The 19,696-nt window shown below is 56.9% G+C and carries 12 protein-coding genes; 5 read left to right on the top strand and 7 right to left on the bottom strand.

The window, feature by feature from the left end; all coding sequences use genetic code 11:
- Positions 1–164: 164 nt before the first annotated feature.
- The 3 genes from ACZ5D1_RS07830 to ACZ5D1_RS07820 form a co-directional block, all read right to left on the bottom strand.
- A complete protein-coding gene (locus tag ACZ5D1_RS07830) occupies positions 165–3,749 on the bottom strand; it encodes a PEP/pyruvate-binding domain-containing protein (protein WP_011367982.1) in 3,585 nt (1,194 codons plus the stop codon).
- Between the two features lie 193 nt (positions 3,750–3,942).
- Positions 3,943–7,659: a pyruvate carboxylase gene (locus ACZ5D1_RS07825; protein ID WP_011367983.1), complete on the bottom strand. Its 3,717-nt coding sequence runs from the start codon at positions 7,657–7,659 to the stop codon at positions 3,943–3,945.
- 92 nt (positions 7,660–7,751) lie between these two features.
- Entirely contained in the window at positions 7,752–8,651 is a 900-nt protein-coding gene (locus tag ACZ5D1_RS07820; RefSeq protein WP_464556467.1) for a biotin--[acetyl-CoA-carboxylase] ligase, read from the bottom strand.
- Positions 8,652–8,722: 71 nt separating this feature from the next.
- Between ACZ5D1_RS07820 and ACZ5D1_RS07815 the strand changes: the two genes are divergently transcribed.
- Entirely contained in the window at positions 8,723–9,829 is a 1,107-nt protein-coding gene (locus ACZ5D1_RS07815) for a tRNA nucleotidyltransferase/poly(A) polymerase family protein (protein WP_464556465.1), read from the top strand.
- Between the two features lie 266 nt (positions 9,830–10,095).
- Positions 10,096–11,397 carry a phenylacetate--CoA ligase family protein gene (locus ACZ5D1_RS07810; protein ID WP_011367986.1) on the top strand — a complete coding sequence of 434 codons (1,302 nt, stop codon included), beginning with the start codon at positions 10,096–10,098 and terminating at the stop codon, positions 11,395–11,397.
- Positions 11,398–11,485: 88 nt separating this feature from the next.
- Here the strand turns inward: ACZ5D1_RS07810 and ACZ5D1_RS07805 are convergent, their stop codons facing one another.
- Positions 11,486–11,992: a 4Fe-4S dicluster domain-containing protein gene (locus ACZ5D1_RS07805; RefSeq protein ID WP_027181116.1), complete on the bottom strand. Its 507-nt coding sequence runs from the start codon at positions 11,990–11,992 to the stop codon at positions 11,486–11,488.
- 26 nt (positions 11,993–12,018) lie between these two features.
- Positions 12,019–13,077: an FAD-dependent oxidoreductase gene (locus ACZ5D1_RS07800; protein ID WP_011367988.1), complete on the bottom strand. Its 1,059-nt coding sequence runs from the start codon at positions 13,075–13,077 to the stop codon at positions 12,019–12,021.
- A 193-nt stretch (positions 13,078–13,270) separates the two neighbouring features.
- On the opposite strand from ACZ5D1_RS07800, the gene ACZ5D1_RS07795 reads away from it, so the two are divergent.
- The 3 genes from ACZ5D1_RS07795 (at position 13,271) to ACZ5D1_RS07785 (ending at position 17,148) form a co-directional block, all read left to right on the top strand.
- Positions 13,271–13,702 carry an ACT domain-containing protein gene (locus tag ACZ5D1_RS07795; protein WP_011367989.1) on the top strand — a complete coding sequence of 144 codons (432 nt, stop codon included), beginning with the start codon at positions 13,271–13,273 and terminating at the stop codon, positions 13,700–13,702.
- Positions 13,703–13,769: 67 nt separating this feature from the next.
- Complete coding sequence (locus tag ACZ5D1_RS07790; protein WP_464556462.1) at positions 13,770–15,206, top strand: RtcB family protein; 1,437 nt, start codon at positions 13,770–13,772, stop codon at positions 15,204–15,206.
- Positions 15,207–15,210: 4 nt separating this feature from the next.
- Positions 15,211–17,148: a molybdopterin-dependent oxidoreductase gene (locus ACZ5D1_RS07785; RefSeq protein ID WP_273237937.1), complete on the top strand. Its 1,938-nt coding sequence runs from the start codon at positions 15,211–15,213 to the stop codon at positions 17,146–17,148.
- A gap of 103 nt (positions 17,149–17,251) precedes the next feature.
- Here the strand turns inward: ACZ5D1_RS07785 and ACZ5D1_RS07780 are convergent, their stop codons facing one another.
- Both ACZ5D1_RS07780 and dapB read right to left on the bottom strand, forming a co-directional pair.
- Positions 17,252–18,904: an NAD+ synthase gene (locus tag ACZ5D1_RS07780; protein ID WP_011367992.1), complete on the bottom strand. Its 1,653-nt coding sequence runs from the start codon at positions 18,902–18,904 to the stop codon at positions 17,252–17,254.
- Entirely contained in the window at positions 18,905–19,684 is a 780-nt protein-coding gene (gene dapB, locus ACZ5D1_RS07775; protein WP_027181119.1) for a 4-hydroxy-tetrahydrodipicolinate reductase, read from the bottom strand.
- Positions 19,685–19,696 lie beyond the last annotated feature (12 nt).

Here is a 19,696-nt window from a genome sequence, read left to right as displayed (position 1 = left end):
AAACAGTGGCAAAGCACAACCTGTATGCATACAGCTGCGGACCCCGCAGACCGGAGGCGTAACCCTCTGGCGAGTTGCCGGACTAGCAGCATCCGGTGATATTCCGCCGGAACAAAAAAAGGGGCTGCCGTAAGGCAGCCCCGCTGTATTCTGTCAGCCCAGTGTTACCACTGTTTTTTACGCTGTTCTTCAAGCGCCCTGGCCTGCTCTTCAAAAGAAGCGAAACCAGCCTGATGCATGGCATCAGTGACTGTGGCGTTCCAGTCCCACGATGCGTAGATAACCGGCTTGTGGAAAACAGCACGGAAGTTTTCAAGCTCCTGCCTGTAGAACTTCTCTTTAGGTGTCTCTATGCTTTCACGCAGCTGTTCGTGCAGCCTGCGCAACTCACCGTCGTACCATTCCATAAGGTCTTCGGCGTTCTTGTACTTTTTAAGAATATGACCATAGCCGTTCTCTTCCAGCAACTGGCGCAGGGTGGCAAGATACTGCCTGCGCAGCCAGTCACCCAGCTTGCTGGTGGGGATGTTTTCAGCCTCCACCGCAGCCATGTCGTGTTTTGTCTGGAAGTAGGTGTCAGGAACAACCGAGGCAGAGGTGATACCTGCCACGGCTACGATACCGCGCAGAATCTTGCTGTTGGAAACGCCCTGCCCGCAGAAACCGACCTTTTTGCCGTATTTCTGCCCGGTGAATATGGTGACCAGAATCGCCCACACCACAGCCGGATCTTCTTCGTCGTAGATATGTCCGAGGCGTGCGTTGTCACGGTCCGTGGCAAGCACCATCTGGGTCATATCGTTGGAACCGATGGAAAATCCGTCAAATTCCTGAATGAACTGCTTGGCCATGATGGCGTTGCTGGGAATTTCGGACATAAGAATGATCTTAAGTCCGTCCACACCGCTCTTCAGCTTGTGCACCTGTTCAAGATAGCGGCGCATGGAGCGCGCTTCTTCAAGAGTTCGCACAAAAGGCAGCATGATCATCAGGTTGGTACCGCCGAAGACTCCGCGGGCCAGCTTGAATGCCTCAATTTCCCAGTCGTGCAGATTACGCGAAACACCGCGGAATCCGAGCATGGGGTTATCTTCCACATGCTCGAACAATGAACCGCCCAGCAGGTTCCGGTATTCGTTGGATTTAAAGTCAGTGGTACGGTAGATGATTTCCTTACCGTGGAACGCCATGGCAAACAGCGCCAGCCCCTGTGCCAGCGTCTGAACATAGTGTTCCTTGCCGGTACGGAAGCCGCGGGAACGGATAAGATCGCGGATTTTTGAAGGAACAGTCCGCACTTCTTCCATTTCTTTCAGCAGGCCGCTCTTTTGAGCCACTTCAAGACGCAGGGCCTTGATGCGTGTCAGCACGTCCTTGACCATGGCTGCATCCGCCACCTTCTCCGCCATGCTCTTTACGGTGCCTTCAATTTCGGCACGACGCTTGACGGTATCAGGTTCTTTGCCGACCAGCAGAGCCAGTTCGTCATCGTATCCCATGACAACGCGGATATGGTCTTCAACATCCACAGATGTTTTCAGCACATCCAGACGGCGGGTGGCAAGCTCCACATGCTCATCAAGCTTGTGGTCGAGTTCGCGCATGCGCCGGTGCATGGCGAGCACTTCTTCCGTGCCGCGCACGTTCTCACGTTCGGTCAGCTGCTGAATTTCTGCCGCCAGTCCAGTCAGTACGCCTACGTATTCACGCAGCTTGAGATCAAGCCCTATGAGACCGGCCCCCAACTGATCACGCAGCACTTTGGTAAGGCGAGCTTCCAGTTCTTTCAGCTTGGCGGCAACAACGATATCCAGCTCGCCGTTGTCGTACGCTTCCAGCGCCTGAGGGTGAACACTGATGTTACCCAGCATGAATTCGGCACGCAGCAGGCCAACTTCAAATCCGGCCACGTCGCGCAGACGGGAAAGGAACATGGCCTGTCCCACGTCGGCAAGAATAAGGCCGACCTTGGCCTTTGTGGCAGGCAGCGTGCTGACATCCATCTCTCCGCCTACTTCTTCGAGCGGAAGCATACCACGGTATACTTTGCCGCGAGTACCGTCGACGGTCACTTCCTGACCGTCAAGAGAGCGGAGAATCTCAAGGCGCTGAATACCGATAACGGCAGGAATGCCCAGTTCGCGCGAGGTAATGGCCGCGTGGCTGGTATCGCCGCCCACGTCGGCCAGAATGGCCGAGGCGATGCGCATACCCGGCACCATATCGGGGTCGGTACGTTCCGCAGCCAGCAGGTCACCCTTGTTGATTTTGTTCAGTTCCAGAGCGGAACGCAGATATTTGACCGTTCCCTGCCCTGCACCGCGGGATGCACCGTTGCCTTCCAGAATGACTTCGGCGTTGTTGGCAGCCTTTTCATTCACTTCAAGCCGGCGCATGAAAATGGTGTGCGGGTGCTTTTCGAACTCTTCATTCCAGCGGGTTTCAGGACGGGCCTGCACAAACCACAGACGGTCGGAACTGTCGATGCAGAATTCCGTGTCCATGATCATGCCGCCGTAGGCTATGCTGATGCCACGCACGCCCTTGGCCACGGCTTCTGCCTGAGCAAGAGAAAGCGACCAGCGGAAGGCTTCGTTTTCAGGTACGGAAACCATCTTGGTTCCGCCCTTCTCGTCATTGACGATTTTTTTGTCCTTGCAGCCCATCTGGCGGATGACAACTTCCTGCCCGTCACCCCGCTGAAACACATAAAACTTGTCGGGAGTGACCATGCCGCCCACAACAGCCTCGCCCAGACCGTAGCTGGCATCGATGGACACCAGATCTTTGCGCGCGGTTCCGCGGCACCCTGTGGCGGTGTCGGCACTGAAGGCGGTACCGGAAATGACAGGGTTGACCATACGCATGATGCATACGGAAAGAGAGGTGTTTTCAATTGCCCACTCTTCCTTGGCCGTTGCAGCTATGGATTCGTCGCCGGTCGCTTCTGCACGGGCCATGGCATCAAGAATGGCCTCGCGGCGGTATGTCATGCTGCGCAGGTTGTATGCAGAAGCACAGTCCCAGTGATAAGCGTCAACGGCCTGACTTTCACCGACAATATTCAGATAGGTGTCCTGCAGACCGGCAAAAGCTTTTTTGCGCGAATCTTCACCCGCAGCCGAAGAACGCACGGCCACTGCCACATTCTCCACGCCTGCTTCCTTGCAGATGGCGTTGTATGCTTCACGCACACAGGCCGCCACTGCCTCGGGCAGATCAACAGATAAAATGGCAGCCTGAACAAGCAAAGAACGCTTGCGCAGCTGGTCAATCCCCTCGGGGGAAGTTGCGAAACCTTCCACCACGTTATTGATGAAGGTTCGGGTCTTGAGCATGTTCTGCGCACCGGAAGCGGCCGCTTTCTGGCGGATTTCATTGGCCAGATTACGAACGAACTTTTTGAGGAACTCCGGATCCCGGTTGATCTCGGTGTCATTCCAGTCGATGCTGTTGTACTCTTTATCCAGAACACTGCGAACCAAAGACGCGTTTACCTTGGTTTCATCCAGCAACTTATGAAAAGCCACGGAAGAAATGGCACGGAACTGTGGGCTCCGGACGCCTTCCACCTGACTGATGATGGCGGTGTTGTAGTTTTTCCCGCCCACAAGCAATTCTGCATCTTCACCTATGGCGGTAATCTCGGCGCCTGTCAGCACCAGCTTGTTAGTCAGGGCAGTGGTCTCAGCTTTAGCCTTCTGGCTTTTCACTTCAGCCTTGGGCTTGTCTGCCTGAGCTTTGGCCATTGTCTCTCCTCCTATGGGGGATGAAAACACCCAGCCTGCCACATAGTTTTTTCTGCGGCTGGGCATACCTCGAGTCAAATCCCGGTCACGCGTATTGAAAGGCGGAAAACCGCCGGCCCGGGCCGAACGGTTTTCCATACCTTATCTGCATTATACGCTGGTACTCTGCCAGTCAATGAGGCGACGCAAAAGCCTAGGCTTTGCACGCACAGTCAAGCTTGTCGCCGCAATAGGGACAAAAACCGACACCCTCTATGGTGATGGGATGACGGCATTTTTCATTGGGACACAACGTGGGAACAGGCCCCAGCTCGACAATCAGCTCGCCTCCTTTTACAGGTACCATCTGCTTGTTTTCCTTATAGTCGGCGGTCCTCAGCACACGCCTGACCATACCATCCACAGGAGCAAGCACGGCCTTTTCCTGCTTCATGATGGAAATATTGAACAGTTCCTCACCCTTTTTCACATAGTCGCCGGGGTGCACATACATCACCCACAGGTCGCCGTTGGAAGGCGCCGCCACATGATAGGCATTGGCGGGGTCGGCCTTTTCCAGCCCCTGTACATCATCGGCATGGGGTTCGGCCACCTGAATGTCCACACTCATGATTTCCGAATCAAGCACATAGCGCACAACGCTCATGCCGCTTTCATCCGGCAGCGAAATGCTGAGAATGGTCATCTGGTGAGGCTTTCCGTGCGAGTCGGTAAAGTTCAGCTCTCTGCCCGGTTCAATCCCTTCAAACCAGACATGCAGCGGCAGATTGTTAGGATCGCCGAACTGCTGACGCAGCTGAATGGTCGCCACGGCATCGCCCGGATGGTTCAGATACATGACGAACTCTTCATCCGTGGGCTTGCGGCGGATAATATCCACAAACCCCCGCTCTTCAGCGGCAAGATCCATGTCTTCCACAAACTCCAGCGGAGAAGTTTCGGTGCGGCAGTTCACAGCACGCTGCCACTCGTTGCCAAAGGCGCTCTGATACACCCAGTCAGCGGGAAAGCCCAGCGGCAGCTTACCGTATTTGCCCATCAGCAAATCACGGAAAGCGTCATTGCTGTCCTGATACAGGGCAAGACGGGCTTCTTTCATTTCCGAGGAGAGATCCGCTTCGCTGTGACGTGTCACGTTGTCCAGCACTTCCAGAAGGTAGCGCACTTCCTGCTCGCCGCCGCGCTTGTAGGCGCTGGTTACCGCCAGAAACGCCGTGTTCCACGTAATCTGCGAGCCGGGTGTCACATCATGATACCGCACTATTTTCCGGGTTCCGGCAAGGAACTTGAGCATATACGGCAGCAGATGGATGTAGCCCTGCTTCATGGCGCCTTCCTGAGAAGAGGAAGTGGCGCCGCCGGGCATGGCGTGTTCCACCACATCGTAGTCGATACCCTGAAAATAGGGCGCCGTGTAGCGGTCATAATAGGGCATGATCTGCTTGAGAACAAAATTGCAGCTGCGGATCATCTCTTTATTGAGATTGGTCTTAAGCCCCAGTTCGTCTTCAATATAAGCAGCCGTGGACAGCACCTCACCCTGACCGTACCAGCGGACGGAAGCGCCTATGGCCGTATCGACGATATGCGCGCCTGCCTTGGCAGCAGCACCTACGGCAGGAACGAAAAGCCCGTCCGTAAAGTGGCGGTGATAATGCAGCACAAGCTGAGGCCACGCCTTGCGCAGAGCCGTGACAAGCTCCGTCATGAAACGCGGCGGGCAAACGCCGGCCATGTCCTTCAGTCCAAGAATGATCATGGAAGAAGCCTTGGCAGAGCTTACCCCCGCCACGTCCGCCACCATGCGCAAAATGGCTTCCGTCACCTGCAGATAATGCGGAACATCGAAGCCTCTGGCCCAGGAAAGAGATATGGCAGGTTCGAAAACCACGCCGGAACGGTTGAGAGCCACTTCCGCAAACGGACGCATGTTGTCGACATGGTTCAGGAAGTCAAAACACCGGATAATCTGGTAGTGGTCACAGATCATCTCTCCGGTCAGACGCATGAGATTGCGCGGCTGCGGCTTGTACCCCAGAATGTTTGTCGAGCGGATAAGAATCTGCTTGGCCGTTTTGGGGGCAAACTGATTCCAGTGCGCCGCTTCGGTAAACGGATAGGTCATGTTGGCCAGCATGGCCACATGGAAGTGTGCCCCCCCGCCGTTTTCAAGCGAGAAGAAATTACAGTTGTCAAGATACGGCCCGATGAGCGCATCTTCCGCAAGACGGAACCGGTTGCCGCTGTTGGACTGCGTTATGTCACGGGCTGTGGTGTCGGTAAAATGCACATAACCTGAGTCTCTGACCATATCCAGCAGAGCTGCTCTGTCTCCCACAGGATACGGCGAAGCTGTCTTGCGCACTCTGGATGTAATTTCGGGCAGCACAGGCCTGAAATCAGGCATGCGCGGAGTCTCGCGGGTGCGGTACTCGTCAAGCTTCACATGCGGGTTATATCCCTTGGCCGAAATTTCGGCCACCAGACGGGCCAGACGTTCGGCTTCCGGCTCCAGATCGGTATAACACATGAGTTCAGGCGTGCGGGCAATGAAATTGGTATCAAAATCCGCATCAAGAAACTTGGGATGCTTCACAATCTGCTTGAAAAACGGAATCGTCGTCTTGATACCGCCCACAACATACTCACGCAGTGCCCGGTTAAGGGTAGCAAGAGCTTTTTCCCACCCTTTGCCGTATGCGATGAGCAGTGAACCGGCAGAATCATAGTTCGAGGGGAATTCGTACCCGGCGGAAAGGTTGGAGTCCAGACGGATGCCGGGACCGCCCGGAGACACATACCGCGTGACCAGCCCCGCGTTGGGCGCAAAGTCGTTCTGGGGGGACTCGCAGTTGATGCGCACCTGTATGGCATGCTGCGTGGGAACCATGTCGTCTTCTTTAAGACGCAACTGCGCACCGAAGGCGACAGCAATCTGCTCTTCCACCAGATCGATGCCGTACCGGCATTCGGTGATTCCGTGCTCCACCTGCAGGCGGGTGTTCACCTCGATAAGATACGGAGTACCGTCGTCTGTAACCAGAAACTCCACCGTGCACAGCGAGTAATAGCCTACTTCCTGCACAAGCTGACGCGAGTAGTCTTTCAGCCTTGCACGCAGTTCAGGAGTGATGCCCTTCCACGGAGAAGGAGTGATTTCGATAAGCTTCTGGTGATTACGCTGCACCGTGCAGTCGCGTTCGTCAAAGGCGAACACATTGCCGTGCATGTCGGCGATAACCTGAATTTCGATATGCCGTACAGAAGGCAGGTATTTTTCCACATACAGCCGGGGGTTGCCGAACGAAGCCTGAGCCATGGTCGACGCTTTCACAAAAGCGTCTTCAAGCTCATCCTGCGACTTGATGAGGAATATGCCGCGTCCGCCGCCGCCGCCTTCGGCCTTGAGCATGACGGGAAAGCCGATTTCTTCAGCTATTTTTCTGCCGGTGGGCACATCCACGGCGCCTTCCGAACCGGGAACAACAGGAATGCCGAGCTGTTTTGCCAGCCTGCGCACCTGCACCTTGTTCCCGAGCAGATTCATGGCCTCTGCCGTAGAGCCGATATACAGCAGTCCTGCCTCGGCACAACGGGAAGGAAACCGCGGATCTTCGGAAGAAAATCCCCAGCCCGGATGAATCGCGATGATGCCCCGCTGCTTGGCCAGTCTGATGATTCTGTCAATATCGAGATATGCTCTGGGATCGGATCCGAGCAGCAGAAGCTCCTGCGCTGCGGAAGCGGCCGGAGAGGTCTTGTCGATATCGGTTGCCGTCATCACGGCGACCGCATCAAAGCGTTCGCGGATAGAACGGCAGATACGCCGGGCGGGAATCCCCCGGTTGGCAACCAGAATAGGCTTGCCTTTCACCTCTTCCAAAACCTGATTGAACGTCTTGATAGCCATTCACTCCTCGTACTCAACAAAACAACCGGAGCCCATTGCATAGACGACCGGGGTTACAACGATCACTAGAGTTTCATTCAGGCACGACGGTGTCATGATATAGGGGAAAGACTGCAGGAGTGGAGGACCTGCTCCCGACCGGACAGGAGTACGCGCAACGCTCCATCATGGCTCAAGCCCATTAACCTGCCCGGACAGCTCCCTAAATCACTCCCGTGTATCATCACAACACGGCCTACCCAGGCAAGATACGCTTCCAAGCGACTGATCAAGCCATCTTCACTGAAGCGAAGAACCTCATTACGGTAGCAAAAAAAAGCACGGTCGACAAGCTGTCGCCACAATTCAAAAGGCGCGAAATCGAAACCCCTTGCAGCCAATCCGCAGGCCGGCACCGCAGCCCCCTCACGCAGGCAGTCTGTCCGGGGAAAGTGCGCTACATTTATACCTATTCCCACAAGCAGCGCACCGTTGCGGTCTTCCAGCAGAATTCCTGCCATTTTGCAGTCGTCCAGCAGCAGATCATTGGGCCACTTCATGCGCACATCAATACCGCACATTTCAAACGCTCTGGCAAACACATAGCCCGCAACCAGCGAAGAAAGCGAATCAGGATAGTTTGAAGCGGCGGGAAAACGCAGCGCAGCATATATGTTGCCTGCCGGCGACACCCACTGACGGCGCATCTGGCCTCTTCCTGACTGCTGCGAAACTGCAAGCACACTTGTCCACACCGGCAGTGCTCCGGCAGCGTGCAACGCATGAGCGGCATCCAGTGAAGACCCCACTCCGTCACAGATGAAAACCGCACCGCAACCGGGGCCACCGCTGGTGGCATATCCTTCATAAACTTCATTGCGGCACGGCTCAAAAGCGGGCAAAAGCCGCACGTCACGCTGCCAGAGGGCATGCGCTCCCCCGAGGGCCTCAGGGGCAAGAGGACGCATGCTGCAGCCCTGCAGCTTTGAAAGAATGTACACGGGAAAGGACATTACCACCTCATTCATACACGGAAAAAACACCCTGCGCGCAACGCCGCGGCCCTTTTGTGCCGCGGCGATATATGGTACCGGAACCTATGCAGACATTCCTTGTAGGCGGTGCGGTCCGCGACATGCTGCTGGGCAGAACACCCCGCGAATACGATTATGTATTTTCCGGGTCGCTTGAAGAGTTTCTGCTGCGGCATAAAACAGCCCGCAGGGCCGGTACACAGTTTTCCATAGCCATCTACAACGGGCTGGAATTCGCCCCCATGCGCGGAAAGACCATACATGAGGATCTGGCTTCGCGCGACTTCACCGTCAATGCCATGGCGCTTGACGCCGACGGCAGACTGTTTGCCCATCCTGAAGCCCTGCGGGATCTGGCACTGCACAGACTGTCGCCCGCTTCATCTCATGCCCTTGCGGACGATCCGGTACGGCTGTTCAGAGCCGCAAGGTTCACCGCCACCCTGCCCGGTTTTCACATTTCCGCAGACCTGAAGCGCGCCATGCGTGCAGAAGCCGGTTCCGGCAAAATAATGGATGCAGCTCCGGAACGTATCGGCAGCGAAATTCACAAAGTACTGCACAGTGCACGGCCGGGCAACTTTCTGCGGACACTCAACGAGGCTGACTGCCTGACCGCATGGCTGCAGGAGTTCGCCCCTGCTGAAGAGGATGCGGCCGCGCTGCACCGTACGGCAGATATCATGGACAGAGCGGCAGGCGTGCCCATGGCTGTATGGATGGCTCTGTGCCACGATTTGAACACAGGCGCAACGCAAACTCCTTCACCCGCCGCAGCTCCAACGCCGGTGCGGAAACAGCCGCAGCACCATGCGGCAGCTCCGGCAGCCCGCAGATTCGCCATACGCATCAAGGCCCCGAATTCCTTTGTACGCGCTGCCGAGGTGGCCGCTTCATGCCACAAAGAAGGCATGCATTACCCCGCACTTAAGGCTGAAAGCCGTGTTTCGCTGCTCATGCGGCTGCATCTCGCCGCATTACTCGATGATTTCTTTACCTTCATCCTAGCTGTCACCGGCAGTGACTTTCGCAGACCGGCAGCGGAAGAACTCGATATCCTGCTGCGGGTAAAACTGCCCCCGGACCAGCAGGGACGGGGCCCCGAATCGGGACGCCTGCTGCACCGCATGCGCTGCGAGGCACTGCAGAGCCGTTGAACAGAGTGCTGCCCGGCGCAATGCCGCCTCCGTACGCTGCCAAAGACAGCCATACCCCAAACGGGCAGGTACCGGTCCGCAGAAAAGCCAGCTGAAAAGATGCCCCTTCTTTTTCCCAGTGTCACGCGCACCGCACGGCCCATCCTGCTTGACCGCCGCCCTGCTTTGGTGCAGACAAACAGTTTACGTCCGTTTCAGTACGGGCATCCTGCTATATCTCGGTAGACATATTAATTTTCTGGAAAGCGCCAGAGGGAGACAACGGCATGATTTATGATGTGGACCGCGAAACACTGCCGCGGGAAGAGCTTGAAGCTCTTCAGGTGAGGCGTCTGAAAAACCTTTGTGAACGGGTTTATGCGAATGTGCCCCATTACAGACGCAAGTTTGACGAAGCGGGAATAACCCCTGCGGACATCAAAAGCCTTTCCGACCTCAAGTATCTGCCGTTTACCGAGAAGCAGGACCTACGCAACAACTATCCTTATGGCCTGTTTGCCGTGCCAAAGGAGCACATCGTGCGCCTGCACGCCTCCAGCGGCACCACAGGCAAAGCCACAGTGGTGGGCTATACCGCGCGCGATCTCAATAACTGGGCTGAAATGATGGCACGCAGCTTCACCGCGGGCGGACTTTCCAGCCGCGACCTGATCCATAACGCATACGGTTACGGCCTGTTCACGGGCGGGCTGGGAGCGCATTACGGTGCCGAAAAGCTCGGCGCAACGGTCATTCCGGTATCCGGCGGCAACACCAAAAGGCAGGTGGTTCTGCTGCGCGATTTCGGCGCCACAGCCATCTGCTGTACCCCTTCGTACAGCCTGTATTTGTACGAAGCCGCGCTGGAAGCCGGCATCGACATGCGCGAACTGCCGCTGCGCATCGGTATTTTCGGCGCAGAGCCGTGGACCGATGAAATGCGCCACGACATCGAACAGAAAATGGGCATCTCGGCCGTCAACATATACGGCCTGTCAGAAATCATGGGGCCGGGAGTCTCCATGGAATGTGAAGACGCCAAAGACGGCATGCACATATGGGAAGACCACTTCCTGCCTGAGATAATAGACCCCGTCACGGGCGAACAGCTGCCCGCGGGACAGCAGGGCGAACTGGTCATCACCACGCTGACCAAAGAAGGCATTCCGCTTATCCGTTACCGCACACGTGACATCAGCATGCTGAATTACACCCCATGCTGCTGCGGCAGAACCCATGTACGTATGAAGCGTGTAATGGGCCGCAGCGACGACATGCTGATTATCCGCGGGGTCAATGTATTCCCCTCGCAGATCGAGTCCATTCTGCTGGAAACTGAAGGAGCCTCTCCGCACTATCAGATAGTTGTCAAACGGGATGGCAATCTGGATATCATGGAAGTGCATGTTGAAGTTTCGGAAAATCTGTTTTCGGACGAAATCAAAAACCTTCAGCGGCTTGAAAGCCGCATTCAGAAAACCATCAAGGAATTCCTCGGCGTCACAGCCAGGGTACGTCTTGTGGACCCCCGCTCGATCCAGCGTTCGGAAGGCAAAGCCAAACGGGTTCTCGACCTGCGTAACGAATAACATTCCGGCAGCGCGGCCATAAAAAAGGGAAGCATCTACTTCCCTTTTTTATGGCCGCATGACAGCAGTCGGTAAACGGACAACACGGTCATTTTTTTCTGGCCGGCGGCCGGATATGGGCCATGACCCGTTCATAAGCCCTGCGTGACTCTTCAGTCTCCATGTCAGGAACAGTGTCCCTGTCAACCAGCATGATGGCCTCGCACGGGCACATTTCCACACAGGCAGGCTCAAGCCCCACATCCCGCCTGGAAGCACACAGGTCACATTTTTGCACCGTGACACCGAGATCAGTGGCAAAAAAAGCGGCATACGGACACGCCAGAATACAGTTGCGGGTTTCGCACCCGCGGCACAGCAGCGGCTGCAGCACAACGGCTCCGTCTCTGTCACGCATCAGCGCCCCGCGGTTGCACACTTTCATGCAATGTGCCTGTTCGCAGTGCTTGCAGTACAGAGGAACCATGATGCCTTCAACTGTACGAGTCATGGCTATGCGCGGCGTATCGTACAAAAATTTACAGACAGCCTCGCAACTTTCACAGCCGATACAGCGGCTGTAATCAATAAAAAGAGTTTTCCCTTCACAGGACATTACATTGAGCCTCCGGGCTATGCTGGCTAGGGGACAATTCTGTCCTCGTCGTATCTGTATTCGCCCTCGCGGTTCTGCGCCTTCAGGTCAAGCCAGTTGGTCAGCGATCGCGAAGCCCGCAAACCGCTGTAGACAGCCTTGCCTATCTTGCTGGGACCTGTCAGCACATCTCCGGCGACAAACACGTTCTCTATACTGGTCATATGAAGCCAGCGCACTTCGCCTTTGCGTACGTTTTCTAGCCCCAGTTCCTGCTGAAAGGGAGGAGTGGGAATTTCACCGATGGCAGTTATAAGCATGTCCACATCCAGATGCTCCGCCTCGCCGGTCATACCGTTGGCAAGCTCCAGCCGCTGCACGCCGCATTCACCTTCCACCCGCAGCGGTGTGCGCCGCTCAAGCCATTCGGCGCCCATCTCGCAGATGCGGTCAATCTCGAAACTGCCGCAGGGGGCCTCGCGGGCTGTCCGTCTGTATATCATGTATATTTTGGCGGCACCAAGCGCATGGGCACTGTCCACCACGTCAACGGCGGAATGACCGGCACCGACCACAGCCACGCGCTTTCCGCGCACATCGGGCATGGTGACATTGGGCGAGGCATATTTTGCCGCCCTGATGGGAAACAAAAACTCAAGGCCGGAATGCACTCCCGCCAGATTTTCTCCGGGAATACCGAGCTTCCGGGACTTCCATGAACCGGTACAGATCATGACCGCATCATGCTCTTCCACAAGCTCGCCGAGGCCGCGGATATCACAGGAAAAGTGATCGCCTTCCTCTTCATGCAACGGAGCACTGCAGCATATTTTTGTCTTTGTGCGGAACACAACTCCGAACTGCCGTTCCATGCGCCGCACACCTGCCCGGATACGTTCAGGCGGAATACGCTTTCTGGGAATGCCGAACACCATCAATCCTCCGGGTTGCGGCAGTTTGTCGTACACCACAACCTCGTATCCCAGACAGGCCAGATATCCGCAGGCGGCAAGTCCGGAGGGGCCTGCACCTATAATGCCCACTTTGCGGCCGTTGGGCGGTAGCGGGGATTTTCTTAAAAAAGCAAAATTCATGGGATTGGACATATATTCTCCGTACTGCGCCGTTTATCATGGGTCAAAACGACTGATCGGCCATACAGTATATCCAAGCAGCGGGCATGCGCAACCCCGCGCCGTGTGCTCTTGTCATCGGCGAAGGGGAATGATACTGAAATGAAAAGAGAAGAGGACGCCCCTGTGCGTTTATGACATACAACTCAAACGGGACTGACCAGCCATGAAAGTCGAACAGATCTCTGTTTTTCTCGAAAACAAGGCAGGCCGTCTGGCCGAAGTGACAAACGCCCTTGCCGACGCAAACATCAACCTGCGTGCGCTGTCACTGGCAGACACCTCGGACTTCGGCATCCTGCGCATGATTGTGGCCGACCACGAGAAAGCCAAACAGGTACTGAAAGACAAAGGCTTCACCGTGGGCCGCACCACAGTTGTCGCTGTGGAGGTTCCTGACCAGCCCGGCGGGCTCAACGATATTCTGCAGACCCTTTCCGACAGCAAGGTCAATGTGGAATACATGTATGCCTATGTACAGCCCGGCGGCACCAACGCCGTGCTCATTTTCCGGTTCGACAGAACCGATCAGGCCATTGAAGTGCTTACCGGCAAAGGCTTTACCGTCATTCCCGGTGACAAACTGTACAACGGGTAACACCGACGAGCACACGCATCATCAACGGGCCGGAACACTCCGGCCTTTTTTTATTCACGGAGCATGTATGTCCCCGCGCAACCAGAACATCCGGCCGGTCAGAAAGGCGGAGAACCGCTGGCGCATCTACCCGGTCGGTACCATGAGAGTACCCGTGGACATTTTTGCTTCGGAAGCTCTCATATCGGTCATGGATACGGAAACAATACACCAGCTGACAACTGCAGCCAGTCTGCCCGGTGTCGCCGGTTCCGTCATATGCATGCCCGATGCCCACTCAGGGTATGGATTTCCCATCGGGTGTGTGGCCGGATTCTGTGCCGGTAAAGAAGGAATTATTTCCGCCGGCGGTGTGGGATACGACATCGGGTGCGGTGTGCGCACTCTGCTGACAGATATACCTGCCGCAGAAGTGTATGCGCGACGCGGCGAAATTGCGGACGCTCTATTCCGTGCCATTCCAGCGGGGCTGAAACGAAGCAGTCATATTTCGCTTAACGCATACGAAATAAAACAGATATTGCATGAAGGCGCCGCATGGGCCGTACGCAACGGCATGGGCGAAAAGGAAGACCTGTGGCATACAGAGGAAAACGGCTGCGTTGCCGGAGCTGATGCAGCACAGGTCTCGACCGAAGCCCGGCAAAGACTCACCGGCCAGCTAGGTACTCTGGGGTCAGGCAACCATTATCTTGAAATCCAGATTGTCGACAGCATCCACGATACCGCTGCAGCGGCGCATTTCGGTCTTGCAGAAAACCAGATTGCCATCAGCATCCACAGCGGCTCACGGGGCACAGGACACCAGATTGCCACTGACTACATAAAAGCCATGCAAAACGCCCTGCCCGACGGCCACCCCGCACCGGATCCTTCTCTGGCTTACGCCCCGCTGACATCAGACCTCGGCCGCCGCTATCTGGCCGCCATGAAAGCCGGCCGGAACTGTGCGCTGGCTAACAGGCAAACCATTGCTCACATGGTCCGCAAAACCTTTCTGCGGCTGTTCCCCTCCTGCCGTATCACCCAGCTGTATGATGTTTCGCACAACACCTGCAATGAAGAACACCACGTCATCGAGGGCCAGAGCAGACGGCTTTTTGTACACCGCAAAGGAGCCACTCGTGCTCTGCCTTCCGGCCATGCAGCCCTCGGCCCCCTGTTCGATGCAACGGGACAGCCTGTGCTTGTGGGCGGCAGCATGGGCACAGCATCCTGGATATTATGTGCCGCCCGGGGAGCAGAGGCCAGCATGTACTCGGCCAATCACGGCGCCGGCAGACTGCTCAGCCGGGCTCAGGCACGCAAACGCCAGCAACCCCGAAGTCTTATGGATGCACTGAAGCATGCCGGAATCTCGGTAAGAACACACAGCCCGCAACTGCTGGCGGAAGAGGCTCCCTTGGCCTATAAGGATGTGGACCATGTGACTGATACGGTCTGCGCGACAGGCATTGCCCGCAAAGTGGCAAGACTGCGCCCTCTGATCTGCATAAAAGGATAACGACATGACACAGCTCATAACAGGCTGCACACTCGACTGTCCGGACTGCTGCTCCATGGTGGCCGTACCCCGGCAAGACGGCACCCTGTCCATACAGGGCAATCCGGCACATCCTTTTACTCAGGGGCTCATCTGCGGCAAAGGAAAAAACTTCGTACAGCGCCTGCAATCGTCCGAACGTATCACAACGCCTCTTGTGCGCCGCAACGGTACGCTCCGCAAAGCTTCGTGGGACGAAGCGCTGTCTGTATGTGCCGCGAAAATAGATGCCCTGCGCGCCACCCCGGAAAAAATGCTGCATATACGGGGTGCAGGAACCCGTGGAGTTCTCTTCGACGCCGCGGGAGAACTGCCCGCCCGCCTGCGTATGGCCGCCACGCACGGCTCGCTGTGCGACGAGACAGGTATCGAAGCGTGCAAGGCTGACTTCGGTTCGCTGAATATGAACCATCCCCACGATCTTTTTAATGCAGACCGCATTGTAAACTGGGGACGCGACATTTCACGCTCGTCGGTTCATCTGGCAAAAATTGTCAATGAAGCCAGAAAAAAGGGAACACAGGTTCTGCTCATAAGTCCCTGCCCGTCAGGCGCCGCAGGCTATGCCGACGAAGTTATCACAGTACGCCCGGGTACAGACCGCTTTCTGGCCGCCGCGGCGGCCAGACGACTGCTGACGCGCCCCGGTTTCCGTCAGCGCCTTTTACGCTGTTCTGCCAATGCAGACGCATACCTTGCCTGCCTTGACGCCATGGATGAACACGCCCTGCTGACGGCGTGCGATGTATCAACCGCCGCTCTGGAAAAACTGACAGACTGGTACGCCGACACGGATGCCGCTGTATCAACCCTGCTGGGATGGGGGCTGCAGCGCTACATACGCGGCGCCCAGAACGTCAGGCACATAAATGCCCTTGCCATGATAAGCGGCCATATAGGAAAAAACGGCGCCGGTGTTTTCTACAACATATCGTCGTCACGGAACTTCAACCGCCAGTGGATGCAGGATCTTCCGGAACCTTCGCGCAGGTTGAGTCTGCCGCGCATAGGGCAGGAGCTTGCCGGTGCAGCCCCCCCTGTGGAGCTGGTACTGTGCAGGGGCATCAATTTCGTCAACCAGTGCCCTGATTCACACACCACAGCAGCGGCTCTCCGGCATGCATTTGTTATTGTCCTCGATGCATTTATGAACGATACAGCCGCACTGGCAGACGTCCTTCTGCCGTGCAGCCTGATGCTGGAACGGGAAGAAATAGTCGGATCCTTCATGCACAACCAGATAAACTACTGCGCACCGGTGTTTCCGCCGCCCGGTGAATGCCGCGACGACTTTGACATACTGGATGAGCTGGGCAGCAGGCTTTCTGAACCGGTGCGTCTGCCGGACAGAGAGACATGCCTGCGTCGCGCGCTTGATTCCCCGCTTCTGCAGACAACGCTTTCCCGTCTGCGGCAGGAGGGATTCGCCACCGCCGAACACCCGTTCATCGCATATGAAGGTATGCGTACAGACCATCAGGATGGCCTGTTCCATTGTGTCGCCGAACTTTCACCTGACAAGGAAGATTCCGGAGACTACCCGTTTTTCCTGCTGACCCTCATAAGCCGCAACACACTGCATTCACAGATTCCTGCCGGGATGCAACAGGGCCTGCCGGAACTTGCCGCAGCGCCTTGCGCGGCACAGGCGGCGGGCATCGCAGACGGCGAAGCTGCTTTACTTTGCACACCCGGCGGCCAGATGCAGGTCACCGTCCGCTTTGATCCCGCTATTCATCCTTCCGCCGTGCGGTTGCGGCGCGGTGGCTGGGTCAGCCGCGGCTGGGGGGCCAACGGGCTTACAGCCCCGCTGGTTACAGATGCCGGAGAAGGCGCGGCCTTCTACAGCCAGAAAGCCGCTATCAAAAAGTTGCAGGCAGAACCGCCGCACCCGCAGGCATAAAATGTAATTCTTCCCTGCTCGGTATGGAAATGCGCATGCCGTTCAGCACCGAATAATAAAAAACCCCGCTCCGGAAAGGAGCGGGGATAAAAGCAGCACAAGCTCAGCAAGCATATCTGGCCGCCACCGGCATGCGCCAGCCCGAACCGAACGCCCTGTCAGTGACCTTGAGGCCGGGCGGTGCCTGACGCCGTTTGAATTCCGCCCTCCGGACAAGCCCGATGATGCGGCGTACCGTTTCAGGATGGTGTCCCGCCGCCACAATGGCGGCCATCCCCTGCTTCCGCACGATATGCCGTTCCAGCACATCATCCAGAACGGCATAGTCAGGAAGCGAATCTACGTCCTTCTGGTCGGGCCGCAGCTCCGCAGAAGGAGCCTTTTCCAGAACAGCGCGGGGAATCACTTCAAAACCGCGGACGCTGTTAAGCCAACGGCACACGGCGTACACCATGGTTTTGGGCAGGTCGGCTATCACGCCGAGTCCTCCTGCCATGTCGCCGTAAATGGTGCAGTACCCCACGGCCAGCTCGGACTTGTTACCTGTGGTCAGCAGCACTTTGCCGAATTTGTTGGACATGGCCATAAGAATATTGCCACGGATACGCGACTGGATATTTTCTTCTGTCACATCGGCATCCAGCCCTGCAAAAGATTCAGAAAGAGCAGCATCAAACGAGCGCATCAGCGGTTCAATGGGCACAACGCGCGAGCGTATGCCCAGATTTTGCACCAGTGCAACCGAATCATCCACACTGCCTCTGCTGGAATACGGAGAAGGCATCATCACGCCGAGGACATTTTCCGGCCCCAGTGCTTCGGCGGCGATGCAGGCCACGAGCGCCGAATCAATACCACCGGAAAGCCCCAGCACCGCACCTTTAAAGCCGCATTTGGCAGCATAGTCGCGCGTACCCAGCACCAGAGCCTGCCATATCTGGGCCTCGGGCTCCGGAGCGTCAGGTGCGACAGCACCGGCCGACGCGGCGCAGGCATCAGCCAGCAACACCTCGGGAACAAACCCCGCAGCGCGGGCCAGCAACGTGCCGTCGGCGCCCATCACCATACTTTTGCCCGCAAAAATCAGATCGTCATTACCGCCGACCTGATTCACATACACCACGGGAACACCAATACGCGCCGCCACGGCACCCAGCATGGACTCACGCTGCGCCTGCTTGCCCAGCGAAAACGGAGAAGCCGAAAGGTTCACCAAGAGGTCCACACCTTCCGAGGCGAGTTCCGCCACGGGATCATGGGGATAGCGTCTGTGCTCTCCCCAGTACTCCTTGTCATTCCATATATCTTCGCAGATGCTTACGCCCACACGGTATCCGTCCACGGTGACCAGACCGCACCGGTGCCCCGGGGTGAAATACCGGCGTTCGTCGAACACATCATACGTGGGCAGCAGCACCTTGGAGCCTGCAACCTCCGCAACGCCGTCACGCAGCAGCACTGCCGCATTGCGCACGGTATCGGGATAATCGCCGGCTGCTGCCACGGGAGCACCGACCAGCACCGGACAGCAATCCGCAAGCTCCTGCGCCAGCCTGTCCAGATGGCCGCGGCAGGCGGAGATGAATTCGTCCATCAGCAGAAGATCGCGGGGGGGATACCCGCACAAAGCCAGCTCGGAAGTCACGCACAGCCGGGCACCCCCTGCACTGGCGCTTCGCACCGCACCGGCAATGGCAGACGCATTGGCTGCAAGATCACCCACCACGGGGTTCAGTTGTAACAGAGCGATACGCATCTACAGCATGTCCGACATGGTATACAGTTTACCGGGTCTGTTCTGCGCCAGCCACTTTGCGGCACGGATAGCCCCTGCTGCAAAGGTTTCACGCGAATGGGCCTGATGGGTCACTTCGATGCGCTCGCCGGGGCCCAGAGCATAGACCGTGTGTACGCCGACCACATCTCCGCCGCGAATGGTCTGAATGCCTATTTCCTCGTGCGGACGTTCTCCGATGATACCTTCACGGTGATAATTGGCCACCGTGTCCAGATCCCATTTCCGGGCTTCCGCCAGACATTCGGCAAGACGCAGTGCCGTCCCGCTGGGAGAGTCTTTCTTTTTGTTGTGGTGCAGTTCCACCATTTCCAGATCATACTGTTCGCCCAACAACGTCACCAGCTGAGGCAGAATTTTCAGCAGCACATTAACCCCCACACTCATGTTGGGAGCCCAGAACACGGGAGTCTGCAATGCGCAATCCGCAAGTTCGGCTTTCTGTTCTTCGGTGAAACCCGTTGTGCCGATGACCAGCCCGCTGCCGTGCCGCGCACACGCCCGCGCGTTATGCACGCTGGCTTCCGGTGCTGTAAAATCGATGACCACGGCATCGGGCAGTCCGGGCAGCAGTTCCTCCAGCGTTCCGGCCACCTGACAGCCCAGATGTTCCAGTCCTTCACGGCGGCCTTCGCGTTCGACCACACCGGCAAGACGGCATTCTCCGTCAGCACGCACCATACCGGTAATGGTTGTGCCCATACGCCCGCCGGCACCCATCACAATAACGGAAACACTCATGACGTCCTCCTC

This window comes from Oleidesulfovibrio vietnamensis (assembly GCF_055388115.1).
This window is presented reverse-complemented; position numbering and strand designations above follow the sequence as displayed.